This is a genomic window from Streptomyces xanthii (assembly GCF_014621695.1).
GTDB classification, from domain to species: domain Bacteria; phylum Actinomycetota; class Actinomycetes; order Streptomycetales; family Streptomycetaceae; genus Streptomyces; species Streptomyces xanthii.
The window spans coordinates 3,119,791-3,143,690 of sequence record NZ_CP061281.1 but is presented as its reverse complement, the minus strand read 5'-3'; the positions used below and the strand labels follow the sequence as shown (position 1 = coordinate 3,143,690).

At 72.9% G+C, this 23,900-nt stretch carries 24 protein-coding genes; 17 read left to right on the top strand and 7 right to left on the bottom strand.

What is annotated here, in order from left to right:
- Nucleotides 1-143: 143 nt before the first annotated feature.
- Nucleotides 144-1,166, top strand: coding sequence for an LmeA family phospholipid-binding protein (locus IAG42_RS14055; protein WP_188337356.1), 1,023 nt, complete (start codon nt 144-146; stop codon nt 1,164-1,166).
- Nucleotides 1,167-1,342: 176 nt separating this feature from the next.
- Here IAG42_RS14055 and IAG42_RS14050 read toward each other — a convergent pair whose 3' ends face one another.
- A complete protein-coding gene (locus IAG42_RS14050; RefSeq protein WP_394811286.1) occupies nt 1,343-2,734 on the bottom strand; it encodes a cellulase family glycosylhydrolase in 1,392 nt (463 codons plus the stop codon).
- Between the two features lie 156 nt (nt 2,735-2,890).
- On the opposite strand from IAG42_RS14050, the gene alr reads away from it, so the two are divergent.
- Genes alr through tsaE form a run of 3 tightly spaced genes read left to right on the top strand, consistent with a single transcriptional unit; the run spans nt 2,891 to nt 5,793 of the window.
- Complete coding sequence (gene alr / locus IAG42_RS14045; RefSeq protein ID WP_188337354.1) at nt 2,891-4,069, top strand: alanine racemase; 1,179 nt, start codon at nt 2,891-2,893, stop codon at nt 4,067-4,069.
- A 13-nt stretch (nt 4,070-4,082) separates the two neighbouring features.
- On the top strand, nt 4,083-5,297 hold the full coding sequence (locus tag IAG42_RS14040; RefSeq protein WP_188337353.1) for an alpha/beta fold hydrolase: 1,215 nt from the start codon (nt 4,083-4,085) through the stop codon (nt 5,295-5,297).
- The gene (gene tsaE, locus IAG42_RS14035) at nt 5,278-5,793 is read left to right on the top strand and encodes a tRNA (adenosine(37)-N6)-threonylcarbamoyltransferase complex ATPase subunit type 1 TsaE (RefSeq protein ID WP_188337352.1); all 516 of its coding nucleotides are present in this window, start codon (nt 5,278-5,280) and stop codon (nt 5,791-5,793) included. The genes IAG42_RS14040 and tsaE overlap by 20 nt, the downstream gene beginning before the upstream one ends.
- Before the next feature lie 727 nt (nt 5,794-6,520).
- On the opposite strand, the gene IAG42_RS14030 is transcribed toward tsaE, so the two are convergent.
- Entirely contained in the window at nt 6,521-7,069 is a 549-nt protein-coding gene (locus IAG42_RS14030) for a hypothetical protein (RefSeq protein WP_188337351.1), read from the bottom strand.
- 132 nt (nt 7,070-7,201) lie between these two features.
- On the opposite strand from IAG42_RS14030, the gene tsaB reads away from it, so the two are divergent.
- The 6 genes from tsaB to IAG42_RS14000 all read left to right on the top strand — a co-directional run bounded on the left by tsaB (nt 7,202) and on the right by IAG42_RS14000 (nt 11,516).
- On the top strand, nt 7,202-7,858 hold the full coding sequence (gene tsaB / locus IAG42_RS14025; RefSeq protein WP_188337350.1) for a tRNA (adenosine(37)-N6)-threonylcarbamoyltransferase complex dimerization subunit type 1 TsaB: 657 nt from the start codon (nt 7,202-7,204) through the stop codon (nt 7,856-7,858).
- Between the two features lie 20 nt (nt 7,859-7,878).
- Complete coding sequence (gene rimI, locus IAG42_RS14020; RefSeq protein WP_188341379.1) at nt 7,879-8,361, top strand: ribosomal protein S18-alanine N-acetyltransferase; 483 nt, start codon at nt 7,879-7,881, stop codon at nt 8,359-8,361.
- On the top strand, nt 8,354-9,448 hold the full coding sequence (tsaD, locus tag IAG42_RS14015; protein ID WP_188337349.1) for a tRNA (adenosine(37)-N6)-threonylcarbamoyltransferase complex transferase subunit TsaD: 1,095 nt from the start codon (nt 8,354-8,356) through the stop codon (nt 9,446-9,448). Before rimI ends, tsaD begins: the two co-directional genes overlap by 8 nt.
- Nucleotides 9,445-9,693: a hypothetical protein gene (locus IAG42_RS14010; RefSeq protein WP_188337348.1), complete on the top strand. Its 249-nt coding sequence runs from the start codon at nt 9,445-9,447 to the stop codon at nt 9,691-9,693. The genes tsaD and IAG42_RS14010 overlap by 4 nt, the downstream gene beginning before the upstream one ends.
- A gap of 153 nt (nt 9,694-9,846) precedes the next feature.
- Complete coding sequence (locus tag IAG42_RS14005; RefSeq protein WP_188337347.1) at nt 9,847-10,203, top strand: YciI family protein; 357 nt, start codon at nt 9,847-9,849, stop codon at nt 10,201-10,203.
- Nucleotides 10,204-10,301: 98 nt separating this feature from the next.
- Nucleotides 10,302-11,516, top strand: coding sequence for an RNA polymerase sigma factor (locus IAG42_RS14000; RefSeq protein ID WP_188341378.1), 1,215 nt, complete (start codon nt 10,302-10,304; stop codon nt 11,514-11,516).
- A 31-nt stretch (nt 11,517-11,547) separates the two neighbouring features.
- Here IAG42_RS14000 and IAG42_RS13995 read toward each other — a convergent pair whose 3' ends face one another.
- Nucleotides 11,548-12,747 carry a THUMP-like domain-containing protein gene (locus IAG42_RS13995; RefSeq protein WP_188337346.1) on the bottom strand — a complete coding sequence of 400 codons (1,200 nt, stop codon included), beginning with the start codon at nt 12,745-12,747 and terminating at the stop codon, nt 11,548-11,550.
- Between the two features lie 607 nt (nt 12,748-13,354).
- On the opposite strand from IAG42_RS13995, the gene IAG42_RS13990 reads away from it, so the two are divergent.
- The 5 genes from IAG42_RS13990 (at nt 13,355) to IAG42_RS13970 (ending at nt 17,967) form a co-directional block, all read left to right on the top strand.
- On the top strand, nt 13,355-14,173 hold the full coding sequence (locus tag IAG42_RS13990) for a polysaccharide deacetylase family protein (protein ID WP_188341377.1): 819 nt from the start codon (nt 13,355-13,357) through the stop codon (nt 14,171-14,173).
- A complete protein-coding gene (locus tag IAG42_RS13985) occupies nt 14,170-15,027 on the top strand; it encodes a polysaccharide deacetylase family protein (protein WP_223205997.1) in 858 nt (285 codons plus the stop codon). Before IAG42_RS13990 ends, IAG42_RS13985 begins: the two co-directional genes overlap by 4 nt.
- A 331-nt stretch (nt 15,028-15,358) precedes the next feature.
- Nucleotides 15,359-15,667: a co-chaperone GroES gene (gene groES / locus IAG42_RS13980; protein WP_006347174.1), complete on the top strand. Its 309-nt coding sequence runs from the start codon at nt 15,359-15,361 to the stop codon at nt 15,665-15,667.
- A 133-nt stretch (nt 15,668-15,800) separates the two neighbouring features.
- Nucleotides 15,801-17,429, top strand: a complete 1,629-nt coding sequence (gene groL, locus IAG42_RS13975) for a chaperonin GroEL (RefSeq protein ID WP_188337345.1) — start codon at nt 15,801-15,803, stop codon at nt 17,427-17,429.
- Between the two features lie 103 nt (nt 17,430-17,532).
- Nucleotides 17,533-17,967: an SAM-dependent methyltransferase gene (locus IAG42_RS13970; RefSeq protein ID WP_188337344.1), complete on the top strand. Its 435-nt coding sequence runs from the start codon at nt 17,533-17,535 to the stop codon at nt 17,965-17,967.
- On the opposite strand, the gene IAG42_RS13965 is transcribed toward IAG42_RS13970, so the two are convergent.
- The 3 genes from IAG42_RS13965 to IAG42_RS13955 form a co-directional block, all read right to left on the bottom strand.
- Complete coding sequence (locus tag IAG42_RS13965; protein WP_188337343.1) at nt 17,968-18,741, bottom strand: SDR family NAD(P)-dependent oxidoreductase; 774 nt, start codon at nt 18,739-18,741, stop codon at nt 17,968-17,970. It lies immediately after the preceding gene.
- A 20-nt stretch (nt 18,742-18,761) separates the two neighbouring features.
- A complete protein-coding gene (locus IAG42_RS13960) occupies nt 18,762-20,318 on the bottom strand; it encodes a multicopper oxidase family protein (RefSeq protein WP_188337342.1) in 1,557 nt (518 codons plus the stop codon).
- A gap of 111 nt (nt 20,319-20,429) precedes the next feature.
- Nucleotides 20,430-21,110 carry an MOSC domain-containing protein gene (locus IAG42_RS13955; protein ID WP_188337341.1) on the bottom strand — a complete coding sequence of 227 codons (681 nt, stop codon included), beginning with the start codon at nt 21,108-21,110 and terminating at the stop codon, nt 20,430-20,432.
- Nucleotides 21,111-21,192: 82 nt separating this feature from the next.
- Here IAG42_RS13955 and IAG42_RS13950 point away from each other — a divergent pair, with 82 nt between their 5' ends.
- On the top strand, nt 21,193-22,089 hold the full coding sequence (locus IAG42_RS13950) for a LysR family transcriptional regulator (RefSeq protein ID WP_188337340.1): 897 nt from the start codon (nt 21,193-21,195) through the stop codon (nt 22,087-22,089).
- Nucleotides 22,090-22,190: 101 nt separating this feature from the next.
- On the opposite strand, the gene IAG42_RS13945 is transcribed toward IAG42_RS13950, so the two are convergent.
- Entirely contained in the window at nt 22,191-22,532 is a 342-nt protein-coding gene (locus tag IAG42_RS13945; protein WP_188337339.1) for a WhiB family transcriptional regulator, read from the bottom strand.
- Between the two features lie 392 nt (nt 22,533-22,924).
- Here IAG42_RS13945 and IAG42_RS13940 point away from each other — a divergent pair, with 392 nt between their 5' ends.
- Entirely contained in the window at nt 22,925-23,536 is a 612-nt protein-coding gene (locus IAG42_RS13940; RefSeq protein ID WP_003948568.1) for a response regulator transcription factor, read from the top strand.
- The last annotated feature ends 364 nt before the right edge of the window (nt 23,537-23,900 follow it).

Below are 23,900 nucleotides of genomic sequence, written 5' to 3'. Positions count from 1 at the left end.
GCGCCCCGCTCTCCAGTGCGTCATCCGTGGATCCCCGTTCCTAGGGCTCCTAGGTTTCTGTCTAGGGTACATAGATTGTGAAGGGAACGGTGGGGAGAAAAGGGGGTTCGACCCGTCCGGGCGGCCCGTGATCGCATGGGCCGGTGACTTCCGAGATACCGACCTCAGACGACACGCAGCGCATCCCGCACGCCCGGCGGGCCGAGGAGAAGCCGGAGACGGAGCCGGAGCCGGAGCCGGTGCCGCGCCGCAGAGGGCGACGCGTGCTGAAAGTCCTCGCGGGGGCGGTGGCCGTCCTCGCGTTCCTGGCCGTCGCCGACCGCTGGGCCGTGCTCTACGCCCAGGACCTCGCGGCCGAACAGGCGCGGAAGGCCCTGAAGCTCAAGGCCGCGCCCGAGGTGCGGATCGACGGCTTCCCGTTCCTCACCCAGGTCGCGGCCGGTGACCTCGACCGGGTTCAGGTCACCCTCCCCGACCTCGACGCCGGGCCGGTCTCGATCGCACAGGTGAAGGCCACCGTCGACGACATACGGATCGCGGGCTGGCCCACCGGGATCGACGGCGTGGACCTCGGGAAGGTCCGCGGCGACGTCCTGCTCGACTTCGCCGACCTGACCCGGGAGGTCGGCGCCTCCCAGGTCCGCCTGGCCCCGGGCCGTGAGCCCGGCTCGGTCCTCGCCCGGGGGCGGATCCCGGTCGCCGGTACGGAGGTCGACGTACGGGCGGACGCGCAGGTCCGCCGGGAGGGCCGACAGGGGGTCGCGCTCACCGTGGCGAACACGCGGCTCGTCGTCCCGGACGTCCTCACGTACACGCCGGGCAAGGGCGGAGGCCTGCAACTGGCCGCGCCGGCGACGGGGCGGATGGACCGGGCCGAGTTCGAGGAGACCACGGGGGAACGGCTCGCCCCCGGGCGGCTGTTGAAGGGCCCGGCGGTGGACGCGCTGGTCGAGCACCCGGCCCTGCTGGAGCCGGCCGGCATCGATCCGTCGCTGCTGCGGGGGCTTCGGGAGGCGCGGGAGCCGAAGGTGGCGGAGGCGATGGAGTTCTCGGCGGCGTTGCCCTCCGGGTTGCCGGGGGATCTTGGGCTCCGGCGTCTTTCGGTGACCCCGGGTGGGATCCGGGCGCGGCTCACCGGGGCGGACGTGAGCGTCCCCGCGCCGTAGCTCCGCCCGTTCGTCGGCCGGCTGCGGCCCGGTGGGGCTTCTCGCGCAGTTCCCCGCGCCCCTGGGATGCGCACTTCGTGCGCCATCCCAGGGGCGCGGGGCTGTATCGATCAGCGGCTCCGCCGCGGGGCGCGACCAGCCCCCACCGGCCCGCACCCGAACACGCGTCCCGAACCTCAGCCCCGGGTCACCGTGACTGTCACCCGAGAACCCGGCACCGCCGTCACCACGACCCGCCCCGGGCCGTCCGAACGGACCCGCGCCCGGCCGCCCTCGACGCCGACCCGCCACCCCCGCGACGGAAGCGAGATCACCGTCGCGTGCGAGCCGCGCCGCGCCGCGTCGTAGGTGAGACGATAGACACCCGCCGCCGCGTCGAACGCCGAGGAACGAACCGTCCCGGCGACCGCCTCCGCGTAGGGCTCCGCCGTCGCCTCCTTGTTCGTACGGAACGCCCCCTTCTCGTCGACGGCGCAGTACCCGCCCCCGTAGCACCAGACGTAGCCCGCCCAGCCGGAGCTGTAGCGGCCCAGGGAGGCCATCGCGTCGCGGTAGAAGGGCCCCATGTTCGGCAGGGAGTTGTTCAGCGGGCCCCATTCGCCGACGACGACCGGGACCTTGTACGTGCGCGGGTACTCCGTGACCGCCGCCTCGTACGTCTCGACCCAGCCCGCCGACGGGTCGTAGTCCGCGCCCGCCTCCATGGCCGTGTTGTAGAAGTGCGGGGCGTACACGACCTTGCGGTCGTCGACGCGGCCGAGGCCCGTGGGGACGCCCTCGCCGACGATCGGGGTCGGCTCCACGAACAGCCAGGCGTCGCGGTCCTCGGTGCGGATCGCGTCCGCGACCCGGTTGTACATCGGGGTGAGCTGCTCGCGCTCGATGCGCCGGGCCGCCGTCGGCAGGTCCTCGCCCTCCCGCAGCTCGCCCATCGGCTCGTTGATCACGTCGTAGCCGAGGACGGCCGGGTGGTGCGCGAAGCGGTCGGCGACGACCTTCCACATGCGGGCCTGCGCCTGCCGCAGGTCCTCGTCCTCGTACAGGTGCGTGAAGGCCCGCTGCACGGCCGGCTCGAAGTACTCCGCGAACCAGTCCTCGGGGTGCCGCTGGAAGGGCAGCCCGTCGGTGCGGGTCGCCCACTCCGGGATGCCGCGGTGCCCGAAGGCGGGGCCGAAGACGTCCTGGTGGGCGTCGAGGACGACATGGATGTCGTAGCGGTCCGCCCAGTCCAGGACCCGCTCGATCTTGTTCAGGTAGGCGCGGCTGTACCGGCCCGGGCTCGGCTCCAGGTCGTCCCAGAAGATCAGCAGCCGGGCGAAGTCGAAGCCCTTGGCCCGCAGGTCGCGGAAGTGCCGCTCGGTGATCGCGGACAGGGCCGCGTCCCCGCGGTTCCCCTTGTCCTCGACGTTCCAGCCGCGCAGCGTGAGCGTCCGGCCGTGCTCGTCGGTCAGTACGGGGGCGGACGCGGTGGGCGGCGTACCGGGGGAGGACGGGTGCGCGGTGTCGGCCTGGGCGGCCGAGACCGGGAGCAGGACGGCCGCCAGAGCGGCCGCAAGGGTCACACGCAGCAAGAAGGGCTCCCTCGGAGATGGGCGGGCCGGGCGGTCATCCGAGGTTCTACCGGTCGGTAGCGCAGTTGTGAATGGGTACGGCACGCCGACTTCGCGGCCCCGTTGGCCCGGCACTCGAGGGCCTCGCGAGGAGCTCTGAGAGACTGGCGCACGATGAACGAGAACGTGACTGCCCCGCTCCGCGCCCGCGCCGAGATCGATCTGGCCGCCCTGCAGGCCAATGTCAGGTCGCTGCGCGCCCACGCGCCCTCGGCCGCGTTCATGGCCGTGGTGAAGGCGGACGCGTACGGGCACGGCATGATCCCGGTGGCCCGCGCGGCGAAGGCGGCGGGCGCCGAGTGGCTCGGCACCGCCACGCCCGAGGAGGCGCTCGAACTGCGCGCGGCGGGCCTGACCGGTCGCATCATGTGCTGGCTGTGGGTGCCGGGCGGGCCGTGGCGCGCGGGCATCGAGGCCGACCTCGACATGTCCGTCAGCGGCATGTGGGCGCTGCGCGAAGTGACCGCCGCGGCACGGGAGTCGGGCCGCACCGCTCGCATCCAGCTCAAGGCCGACACGGGCCTCGGACGCAACGGCTGCCTGCCCGCCGACTGGCCCGAGCTGGTCCGCGAGGCGCTCGCCGCGCAGGCCGAGGGCCTCGTCACGGTCACCGGCCTGTGGTCGCACTTCGCGTGCGCCGACGAGCCCGGCCACCCGTCCATCGCGGCCCAGCTGGACCGCTTCCGGGAGATGACGGGGTACGCCGAACAGCAGGGCGTCACCCCCGAGGTGCGGCACATCGCGAACTCGCCGGGCACGCTCACCCTCCCCGGGACCCACTTCGACCTCGTCCGCCCCGGCATCGCGATGTACGGGATCTCGCCGAGCCCCGAGCTCGGCACCCCCGCCGACTTCGGTCTGCGACCCGTGATGTCGCTGAAGGCGTCGCTCGCGCTGGTGAAGCACGCGCCGGGCGGACTCGGCGTCAGTTACGGCCACCACTACGTCACTCCGGGCCCGACCACGCTCGCCCTGGTCCCGGTCGGCTACGCGGACGGCATCCCGCGGCACGCCTCCGGCACCGGACCCGTACTGATCGGCGGTAAGCGGCGCACGGTCGCGGGCCGCGTCGCCATGGACCAGTTCGTCGTCGACCTCGGCGGGGACGAGCCCGCCGCCGGCGACGAGGCCGTGCTCTTCGGGCCCGGCGACACGGGCGAGCCCACCGCCGAGGACTGGGCGGTCGCGGCGGGCACCATCGCGTACGAGATCGTCACGCGGATCGGATCCCGCGTCCCGCGCGTCTATACCGGCGGGGACCACGGGGCCGGACGAGAGGGAGCGGGCACGTGAGCGAGACCGGGGCATGACCGAGAGCAGCGGCGCGCAGGCCGCGCAGGCCGTGACCGAGGCCGCCGCCTCGGGGAACTGGCGGCGGGCCGGCATCGCGGGCGCGGCGATAGGTGTGGTCGCCGCGGGCGCCGCGGCCGGTGTCGCCATCGAGCGGCTCACGGTCGGGCGCGGCATGCGCAAGAAGGCCCGGCTCGCCCTGGACGCGGCCGGACCGTACGGCGCGCTGCGCGGCACCCCCGGCAAGGCCCGCGCCCAGGACGGCACCGAGCTGTACTACGAGGTCGACGAGGCCGAGCCGGGCGGTGACGGTGCGCGCCGGCGCCGCCTGTTCGGACGCAAGGCCCCGGCCCCGGTCACCGTCGTCCTCAGCCACGGCTACTGCCTCGGCCAGGACTCCTGGCACTTCCAGCGGGCGGCGCTGCGCGGCGTCGTGCGCTGCGTGTACTGGGACCAGCGCAGCCACGGCCGCTCCGGGCGCGGCGTCGAGCAGACCGAGCAGGGCGCGCCGGTCTCCATCGACCTGCTCGGCGCGGACCTCAAGGCCGTCATCGACGCGGCCGCGCCCGAGGGCCCGCTCGTGCTGGTCGGGCACTCCATGGGCGGCATGACGGTCATGGCGCTGGCCGACCGCTACCCGGAGCTGATCCGCGACCGGGTCGTCGGCGCCGCGTTCATCGGTACGTCGGCGGGCCGGCTCGGCGAGGTCAACTACGGGCTGCCGGTCGCGGGGGTCAACGCGGTGCGGCGGGTGCTGCCCGGGGTGCTGCGGGCGCTCGGGCAGCGGGCCGAGCTGGTGGAGAAGGGGCGGCGGGCGACCGCCGACCTGTTCGCCGGGATCATCAAGCGGTACTCGTTCGCGAGCCGGGACGTCGATCCGGCGGTCGCGCGGTTCGCCGAGCGGATGATCGAGGGCACGCCCATCGACGTGGTCGCCGAGTTCTACCCGGCGTTCCAGGACCACGACAAGACGGCGGCGCTGGAGCGGTTCGCGGAGCTGCCCGTGCTGGTCCTGGCCGGCGAGGGCGACCTCGTGACGCCCAGCGAGCACAGCGAGGCGATCGCGGCGCTGCTGCCCGGCGCGGAGTTCGTGCTGGTCCCCGACGCGGGGCACCTGGTGATGCTGGAACACCCCGAGCTGGTCACCGACCGCCTCGCCGACCTCCTCGCGCGTGCGGGGGCGGTGCCCGCAGCCGCTACCGTGGGGAACCATGGACAACCCGGCGACTGACGCCCTGCCCGTCACCACAGTCACAGCCACCGTCGACTCCCCGGACGCGATGCGCGAGCTCGGCCTCGCGCTGGCCAAGCGGCTGCGCCCCGGCGACCTCGTGATGCTCACCGGGGAGCTCGGCGCCGGCAAGACGACGCTGACCCGGGGGATCGGCGAGGGGCTCGGCGTGCGCGGCGCGGTCACGTCGCCGACCTTCGTGATCGCCCGCGTGCATCCGTCCCTGGGTGACGGTCCGGCCCTCGTCCACGTCGACGCGTACCGCCTGGGCGGCGGGCTCGACGAGATGGAGGACCTCGACCTCGACGTGTCCCTGCCGGACTCCGTGGTCGTCGTCGAGTGGGGCGACGGCAAGGTCGAGGACCTCGCGGACGACCGCCTCCACGTGATCATCGACCGGGCCACGGGGGACACGACGGACGAGCTCCGCGTCGTCACCCTGAACGGAATCGGCCCCCGCTGGACCCAGTCGGACCTGTCCTCGTTCGCCCTCTGACCGGCCCGGGACGCCGCCACCCCGGGGCTCCGCCCCGGACCCCGCTCCTCAATCGCCGGAGGGGCTTGTTTTGGCGATCCGTCGCTGTCGGGCGCGCGACGTGCGCCTTCAGGGGCGCGGGGCTGTGTCGATGTGCGGCTCCGCCGCGTGGGCGTGCTCAGCCACGACGCACCCGCACTCGGCGGCGATTCCGCAATCCGCAACGGCGGCACCCCCAGGGGCTCCGCCCCGGCCCCCGCTCCTCAATGGCCGGAGGGGCTTGAGGGTGCGAACCCTCGCCTCGACCTCGACCTCGACCGCGGCGCCGGTCCCGGGCATGGGTGCCGGGCCGACGCCCCCGGAGGGGGCGGGTGGGTGGGAGAGGGGCTGGGCGCATGCGCCCGCTCGGGTGCAGAGAGGCGCAGCCTTGTCCGGAAGCGCCGGTCCGGGCGTGGGTGCCGGGCCGACGGCGCCGGAGGAGGCGGGGGCACCTGGGTGGAGACGCTCCGTACCGACAGGGTGTCGGTAAGAGGTTGCACACGGGGGGAGCCGTAGTTAGGGTTACCTAACTACGGGGCTCTGATGAGGTGCGGGAGGGTGCCATGTCCGGTGCGGAGCGTGACACACGGGTACCGGAGACACAGGCCCGGCGAGACGCGGAGCGCCCCGTGAGCATGCGGGACCTGCTGGCCTCGTGCGCCGCCGCGCGGGCCGTCTCGACCCCGCCCCCGCCCGGACCGCCCCGGACTCAGGGAACGACGACGACCTGACGGCCGATCCCGGCGAACTCCCACATCTTGTCGCCCTGGGCACGGGACGTACGGATGCCACCGGTCTGCTTCGTCGGGTCCGGCTCCGGCGTCGAGCCGTCCACCGCGGCACTGAACCCGATCGCCACCCCGTTCACCGAGGCGAACCGCACGACGTGCTCGATCGGCTTCCCGTCCGTGCCGACCACCGACCCGGTCCGCGAGTCGACCGAGTACTTGCCCGGCGCCGGGTCCACCGTGCCGGGCATGACCTCGTACGTGCTCAGCGTCCTGTTTCGCCCGTCCACCAGCCACACCCGGTCGGTGCTCAGCGCGTACACGACCCGCTCGCCCTTGCCGGACGCGGCGGGCAGCGCCTCCGGGTCCTTGTGCTTCGGCTTCTTGGACGCGGTCGCGGCCGGGGTGGCGGACTTGTGGGCGCCGAGGTCGGCCGGGGCGCTCGCGGAGGCCTGGTAGGCGAGGAAGCCGACCACGGCCAGCGCGCCCGCGGTCAGTGCGGTGACGAATCCGGTGCTGCTCCGTGCCACCAGGTGCCTGCCTCTCATGTCCCACGTACGACGCCAGTGACGGCTATCGGTGACGTTAGCAGCAGGGCGCGGCGGCCCCCGGCCGACAGGAGCACGGACGTGTCCGGGGCTGGGTGGCCGTAGGCTGTTCGCGTGCTGTTGCTCGCTCTGGATACCGCCACCCCCGCCGTCACCGTCGCCCTGCACGACGGGACGTCCGTCGTCGCCGAGTCGGGTCAGGTCGACGCCCGCAGACACGGGGAGCTGCTGCTGCCCGCCGTCGACCGGGTGCTCCGCGAGGCCGGCACCGGCCTCGACGCCGTGACCGGGATCGTCGTGGGCACCGGCCCCGGCCCGTACACGGGCCTGCGCGTGGGCCTGATGACCGCCGACACCTTCGGGCTCGCCCTCGGCGTGCCCGTGCACGGCGTGTGCACGCTCGACGGCCTCGCCTACGCGGCCGAGGACGTCGAGGGCCCCTTCGTCGTCGCCACCGACGCGCGGCGCAAGGAGGTCTACTGGGCGCGCTACCAGGACGCCCGCACCCGCCTCACCGGCCCCGCCGTCGACCGGCCCGCCGACATCGCCGAGGAGATCGCCGGGCTGCCCGCGGTCGGCGCGGGCGCGCTCCTGTACCCCGACACGTTCGCCGACCCGCGCGGCCCCGAGCACGTGTCCGCGGGCGCGCTCGCCGCGCTCGCCGCCGAGCGCCTCGCGGCCGGCGAGGAGCTGGACGAGCCGCGGCCGCTGTACCTGCGCCGCCCCGACGCCCAGGTCCCCAAGAACTACAAGGTGGTCACCCCGAAGTGACCGGCGCCGAACTGCGCGAGATGCGCTGGTGGGACATCGATCCCGTGCTCGCCCTGGAGAAGGAGCTCTTCCCGGACGACGCCTGGTCGCGCGGCATGTTCTGGTCCGAGCTCGCGCACGCGCGCGGCACCGGCGCGACCCGCCGCTACGTCGTCGCGTACGACAGCGACGGCGACGGCACCGAGCGGCTCGTCGGCTACGGCGGCCTCGCCGCCTCCGGGGACCTGGCCGACGTGCAGACCATCGCCGTCGCCCGCGACCAGTGGGGCACCGGGCTCGGCGCCCGGCTGCTCACCGAACTCCTGCGGCACGCCACCGCCTTCGAGGTCGCCGAGGTGATGCTCGAAGTGCGCGTCGACAACACCCGGGCGCAGAAGCTCTACGAGCGCTTCGGCTTCGAGCCGATCGGCTTCCGCCGCGGCTACTACCAGCCGGGCAACGTGGACGCCCTCGTGATGCGCCTCACCACCGAGAAAGCGACTGAAGAGAACAATCATGGCTGACGAACCGCTCGTCCTCGGCATCGAGACCTCCTGCGACGAGACCGGCGTCGGCATCGTCCACGGCACCACCCTGCTCGCCGACGCCGTCGCCTCCAGCGTCGACGAACACGCCCGCTTCGGCGGCGTCGTCCCCGAGGTCGCCTCCCGCGCGCACCTGGAGGCGATGGTCCCCACGATCCAGCGCGCCCTGAAGGACGCGGGCGTCACGGCGAAGGACCTCGACGGCATCTCCGTCACGGCCGGCCCCGGCCTCGCGGGCGCCCTGCTCGTCGGCGTCAGCGCCGCCAAGGCGTACGCGTACGCGCTCGGCAAGCCCCTCTACGGCGTCAACCACCTGGCCTCGCACATCTGCGTCGACCAGCTGGAGCACGGCAAGCTGCCCGAGCCGACGATGGCCCTGCTCGTCTCCGGCGGCCACTCCTCGCTGCTGCTCTCCACCGACATCACCTCCGACGTGCGCCCCCTCGGCGCCACGATCGACGACGCGGCCGGCGAGGCCTTCGACAAGATCGCCCGCGTGCTGAACCTGGGCTTCCCCGGCGGCCCCGTCATCGACCGGTACGCGAAGGAGGGCGACCCGGCCGCCATCGCGTTCCCGCGCGGTCTGACCGGCCCGCGCGACCCCGCGTACGACTTCTCCTTCTCCGGGCTCAAGACCTCCGTGGCCCGCTGGATCGAGGCCAAGCGGGCGATCGGCGAGGACGTGCCGGTGCGGGACGTCTCGGCGTCCTTCCAGGAGGCCGTCGTCGACGTGCTGACCCGCAAGGCCGTGCGCGCCTGCAAGGACGAGGGCGTCGACCACCTGATGATCGGCGGCGGCGTCGCGGCCAACTCGCGGCTGCGCGCCCTCGCCGAGGAGCGCTGCGAGCGCGCCGGCATCCGGCTGCGCGTGCCGCGCCCCAAGCTGTGCACGGACAACGGCGCGATGGTCGCCGCGCTCGGCGCCGAGATGGTCGCCCGGGGCCGGCAGCCGTCCTCCTGGGACCTGTCGGCGGACTCCTCGCTCCCGGTGACGGAGACCCACGTGCCCGGCCGTCACCACCACGACCACGTGCACGAGGTCAGCAAGGAGAACCTCTACTCGTGACCGTCGCGCTGATGTGGGAGGCCCGGGCCGCCGAGGGCCGCGGCGAGGAGCTGCTCGCCTGGACGCGGAACCAGGTCCTGGAGCGGGAGCCGGAGCGCCGCGAGACGTTCCGCGCCCCGCAGGACCGGGTCCTCGTCATCACGTGGTGGGACGCGATGTACGACGCGCGACTGCCGGAGCTGCCCGAACCGCCCGCCGATCTGGTGACGAGGACCGTGCACAGGTGGCGGTTCGAAGCCGTCTGACCTGGGATTCCATCCCCGTAATGATGTGGTTCGGCGGGCGCGGGAAAGTTTTTTCGAGAAAAATCGGTGCCGGTGTCGATCGGGGCGTTCCCCGATCGACGTACGGGTGAGAGGCCGGGAACGGCCACCACGTCACGCACTGAGGAGAACACCATGCCCCGCTACCTGACCATGGTCCGCATCGACGAGAACAACACCCCCGCCGAGGGCATCAGCGAGGGCCTCATGCAGCGCATGGGCGCCCTCATCGAGGAGATGACCAAGGCCGGCGTGCTGCTCGACACGGCCGGGCTCATGCCCACCTCGCACGGCAAGCGCGTCCACTACGAGAACGGCGAGATCACCGTCACCGACGGCCCGTTCACCGAGACCAAGGAGGTCATCGGCGGCTACGCGGTCCTGCAGACCAAGGACGAGGCCGAGTGCCTGGAGTGGACCAAGCGCTTCCTCCAGGTCCACGAGCCGCACTGGACCGTCACGTCCGAGGTCCGGGAGATCCAGGAGGGCTGATCCCTCCGCGCTTGGCGGCGCCCCGTTCCGGGGTGTCTGATGTGGCCGTGACCGAGCAGCAGCCCACCACGGCCCGCACCGTCGAGACCGTCTTCCGCATGGAGGCCCCGCGCATCATCGCGGCCGTCACCCGCGTCGTGCGCGACGTCGGCATAGCGGAGGAGCTGGCGCAGGACGCGTTGGTCGCCGCGCTCGAGCAGTGGCCGGAGGCGGGCGTCCCGGACAACCCGGGAGCCTGGCTCACGGCCACCGCGCGGCACCGCGCCGTCGACCTGGTCCGCCGCCGCGAGAACTACGCGCGCAAGCTCCAGGAGGTCGGCCGCGCCACCGAGTTCGCGTACGCGGCTCCCGAGGCCGCCGACCCGGACGACATCGACGACGACCTGCTTCGGCTCGTCTTCATGAGCTGTCACCCCGTCCTGTCCGCCGAGGCCCGCGTCGCCCTCACCCTGCGCCTGCTCGGCGGCCTGACCACCGCCGAGATCGCCCGCGCGGTCCTGGCCCCCGAGCCGACCGTCGCCCAGCGCATCGTCCGCGCCAAGCGCACCCTCGCCACGAAGAACGTCGCCTTCGAGGTCCCGTACGGGCCCGAGCGCGCTGCCCGGCTCGGCTCGGTCCTGGAGGTCATCTACCTCATCTTCAACGAGGGCTACGCGGCCACCGCCGGCGACGACCACCTGCGGCCCGGCCTGTGCGAGGACGCCCTGCGGCTGGCCCGCGTCCTGCAGACCCTGATGCCTCAGGAGCCCGAAGTGCACGGCCTGGCCGCGCTGTTGGAGCTCCAGTCCTCCCGCGCAGCCGCCCGCACCGCGCCCGACGGGACCCCCGTCCTGCTCAAGGACCAGCGCCGGACGCGCTGGAACCGGCTGCTGATCCGGCGCGGCTTCACGGCCCTCGCGGCGTCGCAGGCGGTCGCCACGGGCGCGCCCGGACCGTACGCGCTGCAGGCCGCGATCGCCGCGTGCCACGCGCGGGCGCACACGTACGAGGAGACGGACTGGCGTCAGATCGCCGCGCTCTACGCCCTGCTCGCGGCCCGCACCCCGTCCCCGGTCGTGGAGCTGAACCGCGCGGTGGCCGTCTCGATGGCCGAGGGCCCCGAGGCCGCCCTCGCCCTCGTCGACACCCTCACCGCCGAACCGGCCCTGCGGGGCTACCACTTGCTGCCGAGCGTGCGGGGGGATCTGCTGGAGCGCCTGGGGAGGCGGGAGGAGGCGATCGCCGAGTTCCGCCGCGCGGCGGACCTGACGAAGAACGAACGGGAACGGGATTTCCTGCTGAGCCGGGCAAGAACGAGCCCGTCCGGCGACTGAGGAGCGGGGTCCGGGGCGGAGCCCCGTGACCTCAGCGAACGGGGGCGCCCACCAGCATGGTCGGGGCACCGGCAACCCGGGTCAGGAACACGGTCGCCGCCCCCTTCCCGAAGGGCTTCGGCATCACCTTGCGCCGCAGCTCCTCCGGCTCGACGGCCGACCCCCGCTTCTTGACGGTCAGCACGCCGACCTCCCGTTCCCGCAGCAGCGCCTTCAGCTTCTTCACGTTGAACGGCAGCAGGTCCGTGATCTCGTACGCCGCCGCGTAGGCGGTGTCGTGCAGTTCGTCGGCGGTGACGTACGCGATGGTCTCGTCGAGCAGCCCGCCGCCGACCTCCTCGGCGACCTCGGCGACCAGATGCGCCCGGATGACGGCGCCGTCGGGCTCGTACAAGTACCGCCCCACCGGCCGCACTTCGGGGTCCGGCAGCCCGCGCCCCGCGAGCATGCGCGGACCCGGGAGCAGCGTGGCCCGCATCCGGCCGGGCTCCGTGCCGAACCACAGCACGGCCTCCTTGACCTCGCCCCCGTCGGAGATCCACTCGGCGTCCGCCTCCGCCGGGATCGCCTCGTGCGGGATGCCGGGGGCGATCTTCAGCGCGGCGCGCGGGGCCTTCAGGGCGGCGGACACGGCCCAGGACAGCGGCGGCGAGTACGCCTCGGGGTCGAAGATCCGGCCGCGCTTGTCGGAGCGCCGGGCCGGGTCGACGAACACGGCGTCGTAGCCGGCGGTGTCCACCTCGGCGACGTCCGCCTCGCGCACCTCGATCAGCTCGGCGAGACCGAGCGCCTCCGCGTTGGCCCGGGCGACGGCGCAGGTCAGCGGGTCCCGGTCGACCGCCAGGACCCGTACGCCCGCGCGGGCCAGGGCGATCGCGTCGCCGCCGATGCCGCAGCACAGGTCGGCGACCGAGCGGACGCCGAGCGCGGTGAATTCGTCGGCGCGGTGGGCCGCCACGTTCGTCCGGGTCGCCTGCTCGACGCCGTGCGGGGTGAAGAACATGCGGGCCGCGTCCTGCGCCCCGAACTTCGCGACCGCGCGCTGGCGCAGCCGGGCCTGGGTGAGCGCCGCCGAGACGAGGTCGGCGGGGTGGTCGCGGCGCAGCCGGGTGGCGAGCGCGAGCTCCTGGCCCGGGTCGTGGTCGCGCAGTTCGTCGAGGAGGGCCCGGCCCTCCGGGGCGAGGAGGGCGGCGAGGTCGGCGGGGGTGGAGAAGGAGCTCACCCGGCCCATTGTGGGCCAGTCGGTGGATGGTGCGGTCCCGGCGGCGGTGTCGGCCCCTGAACGGCGCGGTGGCCTGCGAGGATCCGGCGCCATGCAACTAGTACGACAAAACGAAGAAACCGCCGCGAAGGGGACTCCGAGACGTGCGGGCCGCCGGGCCGGACCGCACTCGGGACGCCGTACGGGCCGCCGCGCGGCGGTGCGCGGCACGGCCGCGGCGCTCATCGCCGCCGCCCTCGCCTCGGGCTGCGCCGCGGGCCCCGAGGACCGGTCCGACACGGGCGCGCCCCGCGGCGCGCAGGGGGCCCAGGGCGCCCAGGGCCACGCGGACCGCCCCGCGGAGAAGCAGGCCGGTGAGCGGGCCGGTGAGCATGCGGAGAAGTCCGCCGAGAAGCAGGCGGGCGAGCGCGCGGAGAAGCAGGCCGGCGAGCACGCGGAGAAGTCCGCCGGGAAGCAGGCCGAGGAGTACGCCGGGAAGCCCGCTGAGGGGCACGCCCACAAGTCCGCCGGGAAGAAGGCCGAGAAGCCGGCCGAAGAGCCCGCCGGGAAGAAGGCGCAGAAGCCCGCCCGGCCCGCGCAGGGCGCCCCGCAGGCCCTCGCCGCGCTCCCGGCGGGCATGCCGCGCGGCGTCCTGCGCTCGGTGCCGCAGGGTCTGGGCGCCGCGGCCCCCGCCGGAGCCCGCGCGGACTACGCGGCCCGCCAGCGCGTGGCCCAGACCGCGCGGCTCGTCCTCGCCAAGCGGTGGGGCCTGGCGAAGGCGCCGCTCGTCGCACCCGCCCCGCCCGCGCACAAGCCCGTCATCGAGCCGCGCAAGGGATTCGAGGTCGAGGACCAGGAGGAGCTGGGCCTGCCCCCGGTCTTCACGACGGTCCCCACCAAGGACAAGGTCGTCTTCCTCACCATCGACGACGGGGCCGAGAAGGACCCGAGGTTCCTCCAGATGATGAGCGAGCTGCGGATCCCGTACACGGCGTTCCTCACGAACGACGAGATCAAGGACGACTACGGCTACTTCAAGAAGGCCCAGCGGCTCGGCGTCTCCCTGAACAACCACACGCTGACCCACCCGTACCTGCCGGGCCTGTCCTACGCGCGCCAGAAGCACGAGATCTGCGGCATGCAGCGGGTCATGGAGAAGCAGTACGGCAAGCGGCCCACGATGATGCGCCCGCCGTTCGGCAACTACAACCAGGACACCCTCAGGGCCGCAAAGGCCTGCGGGATCGAGTACGCGCCGATCTGGAACGCCGAGGTCTTCGTCGACCGTATGGACTACCGGGAGTGGGACAGGAACATCCATCCGGGCGACATCATCCTCACGCATTTCCGCGGACGGGACGACTGGAAGGGCACCATGCCCGACATGGTCCGTAAATTCCTGAAGTACGTCACCGACAAGGGCTACGCGGTCGCCCGCCTGGAGGACTACCTGTGACACGTCCAGGGGTGGGGGCGGCGGTACGGCGGTGCGGCACGCGGCTGATCGGCTGCGCGCTGGCCGCCGCGCTGCTCACCGGGTGCGCGCAGTCCGTGGATCCGCTCGAGCGGATGGGCCGCAAGGCCGCGCAGAAGGTCCGCAGCCATCCGCACCGGGCGGCGGCACGCGCCCCCGGCGCCGCGGGCCCCGGGCGGGACGACCGCGCGGGCCCGGCCGCACACCGCCGCTGGGGGCTCGCCGAGCCGCTGGACCCGCCGCCCGCGCCGCCGTCCCGCCCGGTGCTGCCGCGCCGGGCGCCGGGCGCGGTGCCGCCGGTGATCGAGCGCGTCCCCACCCGGGACAAGGTGGTCTTCCTGACCTTCGACGGCGGCGTCGAGCGCGACCCGCGCTTCCCGCAACTGGTCCGCGACCTGCGCCTGCCGGTCTCCGTCTTCCTCGACGGCTCCGCCGCGGGCCCGGGCCGGGGCCCGTACGGCACGCTGCGCGCGCTCGGCGCCGGCGTCCAGAACCGCACCCTGACCCACCCGTACCTGCCCGGCCTCGGCTACGTCCGCCAGCACGCCGAGATCTGCGGGCAGCAGCGCCGGCTCGCGGGCCGCTTCGGCCGGGCCCCGCGCCTGCTGCGGCCGCCGTCCGGCGACTACGACGCCAGCACACTCAGAGCGGCGGGCGCCTGCGGCATCGACGCGATCGTCCTCGGCCGCGACCCGTCCCGCACCGACCGCCTCCGCCCCGGCGACATCATCCTCCCGCCCCGGGGCACGGGCCCCCTGACCACCCCGACGACCCGCCTCCTCCACCACATCCAGCAACAGGGCTTCACGGTGGCAAGGCTGGAGGACTACGTCTGACCCCGATGAGATGCCACCCGGAGGGTGTGCATCTCAGGGGCGCGGGGAACTGCGCGAGAAGCCCCACCGACCGGCACCCGGCAACGATCCGCCAAAGCCACGGCGCCTCCCCGGACCGGCGAAGCCGCCCAGAAAACCCGACACAGCGCCGCAGGCATTTGGCACTCCGCTTGACCGAGTGCTAATCCCGGTCATAGTCTCGGCCCTGGCACTCACCACTGGAGAGTGCCAACACAGCGACGGGCAGGTCCGGCACCCGCGACGACGGATCCACCTGGTCGCCACCTCAGACAGTTAACCCCGTGAGATCTCCGAAGGGGGAGGTCGGATCGTGACGACCGCCAGCTCCAAGGTTGCCATCAAGCCGCTCGAGGACCGCATCGTGGTCCAGCCGCTCGACGCCGAGCAGACCACGGCCTCGGGCCTGGTCATTCCGGACACCGCGAAGGAGAAGCCCCAGGAGGGCGCCGTCCTCGCCGTGGGCCCGGGCCGCTTCGAGAACGGCGAGCGCCTGCCGCTCGACGTCAAGGTCGGCGACGTCGTGCTGTACAGCAAGTACGGCGGCACCGAGGTCAAGTACAACGGTGACGAGTACCTCGTCCTCTCGGCCCGCGACGTCCTCGCGATCGTCGAGAAGTAAGTCGAGAAGCAGCACCTTTGTTTCGAATTTGCGCCCCTGGCACCCGCATCGTAAGAAGCCGGGGTCGGGGGCGCGGTTCGTTTTTCACCACCCAGCATCACCCCTAGCTTTCCGAGAGGGCTGAACCGCTCCCATGGCGAAGATCCTGAAGTTCGACGAGGACGCCCGTCGCGCCCTCGAGCGCGGCGTCAACAAGCTTGCCGACACGGTCAAGGTGACGATCGGCCCCAAGGGCCGCAACGTCGTCATCGACAAGAAGTTCGGCGCCCCCACCATCACCAACGACGGTGTCACCATCGCCCGCGAGGTCGAGGTCGAGGACCCGTACGAGAACCTCGGCGCCCAGCTGGTGAAGGAGGTGGCGACCAAGACCAACGACATCGCGGGTGACGGTACGACCACCGCCACCGTGCTGGCCCAGGCCCTGGTGAAGGAGGGTCTGCGCAACGTCGCCGCGGGCGCTTCCCCGGCCGCCCTGAAGAAGGGCATCGACGCCGCCGTCAAGGCCGTCTCCGAGGACCTGCTCGCCACGGCCCGCCCGATCGACGAGAAGTCCGACATCGCCGCCGTCGCCGGTCTGTCCGCCCAGGACAGCCAGGTCGGCGAGCTCATCGCCGAGGCGATGGACAAGGTCGGCAAGGACGGTGTCATCACCGTCGAGGAGTCCAACACCTTCGGTCTGGAGCTGGACTTCACCGAGGGCATGGCCTTCGACAAGGGCTACCTGTCCCCGTACTTCGTCACCGACCAGGAGCGTATGGAGGCCGTCCTCGACGACCCGTACATCCTGATCCACCAGGGCAAGATCGGCGCGATCCAGGACCTGCTCCCGCTCCTGGAGAAGGTCATCCAGGCCGGCGGCTCGAAGCCCCTGCTGATCATCGCCGAGGACGTCGAGGGCGAGGCCCTGTCGACCCTGGTCGTGAACAAGATCCGCGGCACGTTCAACGCCGTCGCCGTGAAGGCCCCCGGCTTCGGTGACCGCCGCAAGGCGATGCTCCAGGACATGGCCACCCTCACCGGTGCCACCGTCATCGCCGAGGAGGTCGGCCTCAAGCTCGACCAGGCCGGTCTGGACGTGCTGGGCTCCGCCCGCCGCGTGACCGTCACCAAGGACGACACCACCATCGTCGACGGTGGCGGCAAGTCCGAGGACGTCGTCGGCCGCGTCAACCAGATCAAGTCCGAGATCGAGAACACGGACTCCGACTGGGACCGCGAGAAGCTGCAGGAGCGCCTGGCGAAGCTCGCCGGCGGCGTCTGCGTCATCAAGGTCGGCGCCGCGACCGAGGTCGAGCTCAAGGAGAAGAAGCACCGTCTGGAGGACGCCATCTCCGCGACCCGCGCCGCGGTCGAGGAGGGCATCGTCTCCGGTGGTGGCTCCGCGCTCGTCCACGCCGTGAAGGTCCTTGAGGACAACCTCGGCAAGACCGGCGACGAGGCCACCGGTGTCGCGGTCGTCCGCCGCGCCGCCGTCGAGCCGCTGCGCTGGATCGCGGAGAACGCGGGCCTCGAGGGCTACGTCATCGTCTCCAAGGTCGCCGAGCTCGAGAAGGGCTCCGGCTACAACGCCGCGACCGGCGAGTACGGCGACCTGGTCAAGGCCGGCGTCATCGACCCGGTCAAGGTCACCCGCTCCGCCCTGGAGAACGCGGCCTCCATCGCCTCCCTGCTCCTGACGACCGAGACCCTGGTCGTCGAGAAGCCGGCCGAGGAGGAGGCCGAGGCGGGCCACGGCCACAGCCACGGCCACGCCCACTGACCCTCCCAGGTCCCCGACCGAGGCCCGGCCTCCCCGCACCACAGCGGGGGGCCGGGCCTCGGCGCGTCCGGCGCACCAGGGCGACACGCCCTAGCCTGATGCCATGACCCCGCGTCCGTCCCCCCGCCTCGCCGCGATCGTGGACGCGCTGCCGCTCCGCCCCGACTCCCGCGTCCTGGAGATCGGCTGCGGCCCCGGCGTCGCCGCCCGCGCCGTGGCCGGCCGGCTCGACACCGGTTTCGTCCTGGCGATCGACCGCTCCGCCACCGCCGTCGAACAGGCCCGCCGCGCCGGTGCGGCCCAGATCGCCGCCGGCCGCCTCGCGGTCCGCCGGGCCGCCGCGGAGGACTTCGTCCTGCTGGACGGCGAGGAACCGTACGATCTCGTCTTCGCCGTGCGCGTCGGCGCCCTGGACGGCCGCCACCCGGAGACGGCCCACCAGGCCCTCACCCGCATCGCCGCGGCCACCACCCCGACGGCCCGCCTCTTCATCGACGGCGGCGACCCCCTGCGTGAGCTGACCCTCCCGCGGGCCTGACTACTGAGGCCCGTACTTGCGCCCCGTCCGGGACGTGAGGCCGCCGAGGAGGGGGCGGGGGGTCAGCTTCACCACGCCCATCAGCGCCTTGTAGCGGGGGTCGGGGATGGAGAGGGTCTTGTCGCGGGAGAGGTCGGTCAGGGCCGCCGCGACCAGCTTGTCCGCGTCGAGCCACATCCACTTCGGGATGTTGTCCGTGCCCATGCCGGCCCGCTCGTGGAACTCCGTCCGTACGAAGCCGGGGCACAGCGCCATCAGACGGACGCCGCTGCCGGCCAGGTCCTTCGCCGCGCCCTGCGTGAACTGCACGACCCACGCCTTGGACGCCCCGTAGGTGCCGCGCGGGACGAACGCGGCGACCGACGCCACGTTGATCACGCCGCCGCGTCCGCGCTCCCGCATCGACTCGGTCGCCGCCGAGGTCAGCCGCAGGACCGCCTCGATGTGCACCTTCAGCATCGTCAGCTCGTCGGCCATCGGGACGTCGAGGTAACGGCCCTTGTTGCCGAACCCCGCGTTGTTGACGAGGAGGTCGACGGGGGAGCGGCGGTTGCGCAGCCGCTCCTCGACCGCCGCGATCCCCTCGTCCGTCGACAGGTCGGCCGGGAGGACCTCGGCCTCGATGCCGTGCCCGTCGTGCAGTTCGGTGGCCTGCTCCCGGAGCCGCTTCGTGTCGCGCGCCACGAGGACCAGGTTGTGGCCGTCGGCGGCGAGGCGCCTGGCGAACGCGGCGCCGATGCCCGCGGTGGATCCGGTGATCAGTGCCGTAGTCATGGGGCAAGGGTAGTGAGCGATCAGTGCCCCGCGTGCCCGCCGCCCTTCGGCGTACCGGCCCGGCCGCCCCGGTCGACGACCACGAACTGGCCCATCATTCCGCCGTCCTCGTGGTACAGCAGATGGCAGTGGTACATGAACGGCGTGTCGGGGTCGGCGAATTCGGGCCCGCCGTCGAAGCGCAGGGCGATCTTCATCGTCGTACCGCTGGGGACGAGGATCGTGTCCTTGCGGCCGCGCAGGGCGGCGGGCGGCCTGGCCCCGTTCACCGATACGACCCTGAACTGCACGTCGTGCACATGGAAGTTGTGCGGCATGCCGTTCTCGTTGCGGACCGTCCAGACCTCGGTCGTGCCCCGGGTGACCGTGGCGTCCACGCGGTCCATCTCCATCGAGCGGCCGTTGATCCCGCTCATCTTCAGCTCGAAGTGCCGCTCGCGCACGGCGTCCGCGGGGTCGGGCAGTTCCTGCCCGGCGAGTTTCGCCGGGACGCCGGGGGAGGGGCGCAGGGTGCGCGCGGCGCGCAGCTGCAGTACGTCGAACGAGTCGTCGCCGCCCGCGAACCGCTTCTGCCAGGCGTCCCCGTAGCCGCTGTCCAGCGGGAAGCCGCGCAGCACCGCCCGCTCCCCGGCCCGCATCCGCACCACGACCTCGGCCCGCTCACCGGGCGAGAGCCGCACCCGGTCCTCGGCCACCGGCCGCTCCAGGAGCCCGCCGTCGGTGCCGACAAGGGCGACCTCGCGGCCGTCGGCGAAGCCGAAGTCGTACGTGCGCGCGGTCGAGGCGTTCAGGAGGCGCAGCCGTACGCGCTCGTCGCGCACCACCCGGTACGGGTCCAGAGTGCCGTTGACCATCGTGCGGTCGCCGAGGAAGCCGATGTTCTGCATCAGGCCGTGGCCGTGGTCGAAGCGGTCCCCGTCGAACTTCACGTCCTGCACCACGACCGGCAGGTCGTCGACCCCGTACCGCTTCGGCAGCGCGAGCCGCTCGCTGTTCTCGTCGTCCAGCAGGAACATGCCGGCGAGCCCGCGCTGCACGTGCCGTTCCGTCTTCCCGTGCGGATGCGGGTGGTACCAGAGGGTGGCCGCGGGCTGGTCGATCCGCCAGTTCGGCGACCAGCGGGCGCCGGGCTCGACCATCTGGTGCGGGCCGCCGTCCATCCGGGCGGGCAGGTGCATGCCGTGCCAGTGGACGGTGGAGGCCTCGTCGAGGGAGTTGCGGACCCGGACCTCGACCCGTTCGCCGCGCTTCGCGCGCAGCGTGGGGCCCAGGTAGTTCCCGTTGAAGCCCCAGGTCGGCGTCTTGCGGCCGGGACGGAACTCGGTCTCGCCCGCCTGCATCCGCAGGTCGAAGACGCGCCGCCCGGTCTTCTCGTCGACGTGCGACTCCGCGAGCGGCGGGATCGCCAGCTCGTTCGTGAACGCCGTCCGGCCGGCCGTCGTCACCTTCGCGTCGGACCACAGCCACCACACCCCCGCGCCGACGGCGAGGGCGAGGACGGCGACGACGGAGCCGAGGACGGTGAGGACACGGCGCAGGCGGCGCCTGCCGGGGGTCTTTCGGTCGGTGTGGGCCATGCGTCGAGCGTCCCGTCGGGGCCGGTCCCGGCACATCGGGGACGGCCCCGGAGCCGACCCCGATCCCCGCCCTCGCCCCCGGCCGGGTTCTCCCTTAAGAGGCGCCCCGGCTCAAGAGGCGTTCCCCGAGCCGTACTTGGCGACGTACTCGCGCGCCGCCCGCGCGGTGTCGGGGCTCAGCGCGTCACCGGCCGCCAACACCCTTGGCAGCAGCGCCCGTTCGACCGTCACCGCGCGGAACTGCAAGGCCACGGTCACCTCGTGCTCCGGCCGGTGCACGACCTCGATCGCGTCCCCGGCCCGGATCTCACCCGGCTCGATCACCCGCAGGTACGCCCCCGGCGCCCCCTCCTGCGTGAACCGCTTGACCCAGCCCTGCTCACCCAGGTGCCCCTGGAACGTGCGGCACGGGATACGGCCCGAGGCCACCTCGAGGAGCAGGTCGGGGCCGACCCGCCAGCGCTCGCCGATCAGGGCGCCCGACACGTCGACGCCCTCCGTCGTGAGGTTCTCGCCGAAGCAGCCGCTCGGCAGCGTCCGGCCGAGCGCCCGCTCCCAGCCGTCCAGGTCCTCGCGTGCGAACGCGTACACGGCCTGGTGGTCGCCGCCGTGATGGCGCAGGTCGCACACCGCGTCGCCGGCCAGGCCGCTCCCGCCGACCCCGCGCTCGCCGGGCGCCGCCACCCGGACGGGCCCCTCCACGGGCCGCTTGTCGATGCCGGTCACGCCCTCGGCCTGATCGGTGTACTCCACGGCCACGGGGCGGCCCAGATTGAGAGACAGAAGCTTCATGACAGCGCACGCTACGGGACCCCGCTCCAAAGCCGCCATGCATTAATCAGCGCGGACCCCAAGCTCCGCTTATGCTTGAGGAATGATCGAGGCCCGTCATCTCCGTGTCCTGCGCGCCGTCGCCGCCACCGGCTCCTTCTCCGCCGCGGCCCGCGAACTGGGCTGCACCCAGCCCGCGGTCAGTCAGCAGATGAAGGCCCTGGAGTCCTCGGCCGGCACCCCGCTGCTCATCCGCACCGGCCGCGAGATGCGCCTGACCCAGGCCGGCGAGGCCCTCGTACGGCACGCGGCGGGCATCCTCGCCGGGCTCACGGCCGCCGAGGAGGAGGTCGCCGCGATCGCGGGCCTGCGCGCCGGCCGGGTCCGGCTCGTCTCCTTCCCCAGCGGCAGCTCGACGCTGGTGCCGACCGCGCTGGCCGCCCTGCGCGCCGAGCACCCCGGCACGCGCGTGTCCCTGGTCGAGGCCGAACCGCCGCGCTCGGTGGAGATGCTGCGCGAGGGCGACTGCGACGTGGCGCTCGCCTTCCGATATGAGGGGGCGCAGGCCCAGGAGGAGTGGGACGACCTCGTCGTGCGGCCGCTGCTGGCCGACCGGCTCGTGGGCCTGGTGCCCGAGGCGCACGCGCTGGCCGGCGCGGGCTCGGTGACCATCGACGCGTTCGCCGACGAACCGTGGATCGCGGGCTGCCCCCGGTGCCGCCGCCAGCTGGTGGAGGTGTGCCGGGGCGCGGGCTTCACCCCGCGCATCGACTTCGCGACGGACGACTATCCGGCCGTGGTCGGACTCGTCGGCGCGGGCCTCGGCGTGGCGGTCCTGCCCGAACTGGCCATCGAGTCTGTTCGGCCCAAGGGTGCACGCACAGTGACGGTGGAGCCGCCCGTGCGGCGCGAGATCGTCGCTCTCACCCTGCCGGATCTGGCCCAGGTGCCGGCCGTCGCGGCGACGCTCGATCATCTGGCGAAGGCCGCCACGCGCTGATCCGCCGGCGCGCGGAAAACACCGCGGGCCCGGGCGCGCCGCAGCGCGCCCAGGCCCGTCCGGTGTGCAAAAACGTTCCTTCAGTGGTCCTCGGCAGTCCTTCAGTGACCGGCCGAACTGGTCGCCGGGCGCCCCGCACCCCCCGCCGACGCCGTGACGAGCCGGTTGCGCGCCCGTCCCATGAGTTCTTCGCGTTCGTCCTCGGTCAAGCCGCCCCACACGCCGTACGGCTCACGCACCTGTAGCGCGTGAGCTGCGCATTCTGCGCGTACGGGGCACCTCATGCACACCTCTTTGGCCGAGTTCTCACGGGCGCTGCGCGCCGCCCCCCGCTCGCCCTCCGGGTGAAAGAAGAGCGAGCTGTCGACCCCGCGGCAGGCCGCGAGGAGCTGCCAGTCCCACAGATCTGCGTTCGGTCCGGGAAGGCGGGAGAAATCTGCCATTGCGTTGTCCCCTTGTAGCCGTTGTGACGCGGATACGGTGCCCATGACCGTACATCTACTGTCTAAGGAGATGAAAATATGACTCATTGAGAATCTAGCTACAGACACCAGCGGATGGGAAGAAAAGCGGCCGAATGGGGCATAGGTTGTGGGGAAACCTTGTGAGTACGCCGCGCTGCCCTTGCCGTGTGCGCCCCCTCACGTAGAGTGCCGAACCAGGCCGTCCGACCCGTAACTCTTTCGGGTGACCGTCGTTGAGAGTGCGGAGGCGGTTGCTACACCGAGCGCTCGGGCAGACGTCCGGATCGCTCGGAGAGTGTGGACCGCACAGGTGACGATTTCGTACCAGCCTGGAGGCTCAAGGTGACGCGCATCAGCTGCGGAGGACGGTCATGACATCCGTCCTCGTCTGCGACGACTCCCCGCTTGCCCGAGAGGCGCTCCGCCGCGCGGTCGCGACCGTGCCCGGCGTCGAGCGCGTGACGACCGCGGCCAACGGCGAGGAAGTCCTCCGCCGCTGGGGCGCCGACCGCTCGGACCTGATTCTGATGGACGTACGCATGCCCGGTCTGGGCGGCGTCGAGACGGTCCGGCGGCTGCTGTCCGCCGACCCCGGTGCGCGCATCATCATGCTCACCGTGGCCGAGGACCTGGACGGTGTGGCCCTCGCGGTCGCCGCCGGTGCCCGTGGGTACCTGCACAAGGACGCCTCGCGCGCCGAACTGCGGGCCACGGTGACGCAGGCGCTCGCCGACCCGACGTGGCGGCTCGCCCCGCGCCGGCTCCGTTCGGCCGAGATGGGCGCCGCGCCCACGCTCACCGCGCGCGAGATCCAGGTGCTCGAGGGGATGAGCCACGGGCGGTCCAACGCGGAGATCGGGCGCGAGCTCTTCCTCTCCGAGGACACCGTGAAGACGCACGCCCGGCGCTTGTTCAAGAAGCTGGGCGCCTCCGACCGGGCCCACGCGGTCGCGCTCGGGTTCCGGTGGGGGCTCGTCCGATAACGCCCAGTGGGGGTGCTGACTCGAGTCTCGCGGCCGACTGCGCCGTTGTGGCTGGTCGCGCCCCGCGGCGGAGTCGCTGACGGATACGGCCCCGCGCCCCTGAAGGCACACTTCGTGCGCTCTCGGGGACGCAGGTCGCACCCCCCGGAAGACGACGGCGTGGGCGTCGCTGTCTCGTTTCGCGTCGGATGCCGCATCCTTGATGTGTGGAGTTCCTCGGGGACGACGAGTCGGGCGAACAGGGTCAGCGAGAGGGGAGGGCGCAGGAGATGAGTTCCGGCGCACCTGTCCATGACGCTTCTGTCCATAACGCTTCGGTGCACAACCAGGGGCGCGGTGCCGCGGACCGCGCCTCGGCAGGGCA

Coding starts and splice junctions, on each gene's coding strand:
- IAG42_RS14000 (WP_188341378.1), top strand. CDS start 10,302: ATGGAGGCCCCGCGCATCATCGCGGCCGTCACCCGCGTCGTGCGCGAC.
- IAG42_RS13995 (WP_188337346.1), bottom strand. CDS start 12,747: ATGGGCCGGGTGAGCTCCTTCTCCACCCCCGCCGACCTCGCCGCCCTC.
- IAG42_RS13950 (WP_188337340.1), top strand. CDS start 21,193: ATGATCGAGGCCCGTCATCTCCGTGTCCTGCGCGCCGTCGCCGCCACC.
- alr (WP_188337354.1), top strand. CDS start 2,891: ATGAACGAGAACGTGACTGCCCCGCTCCGCGCCCGCGCCGAGATCGAT.
- IAG42_RS13960 (WP_188337342.1), bottom strand. CDS start 20,318: ATGGCCCACACCGACCGAAAGACCCCCGGCAGGCGCCGCCTGCGCCGT.
- IAG42_RS13965 (WP_188337343.1), bottom strand. CDS start 18,741: ATGACTACGGCACTGATCACCGGATCCACCGCGGGCATCGGCGCCGCG.
- IAG42_RS14040 (WP_188337353.1), top strand. CDS start 4,083: ATGACCGAGAGCAGCGGCGCGCAGGCCGCGCAGGCCGTGACCGAGGCC.
- IAG42_RS13970 (WP_188337344.1), top strand. CDS start 17,533: ATGACCCCGCGTCCGTCCCCCCGCCTCGCCGCGATCGTGGACGCGCTG.
- rimI (WP_188341379.1), top strand. CDS start 7,879: ATGCGCTGGTGGGACATCGATCCCGTGCTCGCCCTGGAGAAGGAGCTC.
- IAG42_RS13940 (WP_003948568.1), top strand. CDS start 22,925: ATGACATCCGTCCTCGTCTGCGACGACTCCCCGCTTGCCCGAGAGGCG.
- IAG42_RS13945 (WP_188337339.1), bottom strand. CDS start 22,532: ATGGCAGATTTCTCCCGCCTTCCCGGACCGAACGCAGATCTGTGGGAC.
- IAG42_RS13990 (WP_188341377.1), top strand. CDS start 13,355: ATGCCGCGCGGCGTCCTGCGCTCGGTGCCGCAGGGTCTGGGCGCCGCG.
- groL (WP_188337345.1), top strand. CDS start 15,801: ATGGCGAAGATCCTGAAGTTCGACGAGGACGCCCGTCGCGCCCTCGAG.
- IAG42_RS13955 (WP_188337341.1), bottom strand. CDS start 21,110: ATGAAGCTTCTGTCTCTCAATCTGGGCCGCCCCGTGGCCGTGGAGTAC.
- tsaE (WP_188337352.1), top strand. CDS start 5,278: ATGGACAACCCGGCGACTGACGCCCTGCCCGTCACCACAGTCACAGCC.
- IAG42_RS14005 (WP_188337347.1), top strand. CDS start 9,847: ATGCCCCGCTACCTGACCATGGTCCGCATCGACGAGAACAACACCCCC.
- tsaD (WP_188337349.1), top strand. CDS start 8,354: ATGGCTGACGAACCGCTCGTCCTCGGCATCGAGACCTCCTGCGACGAG.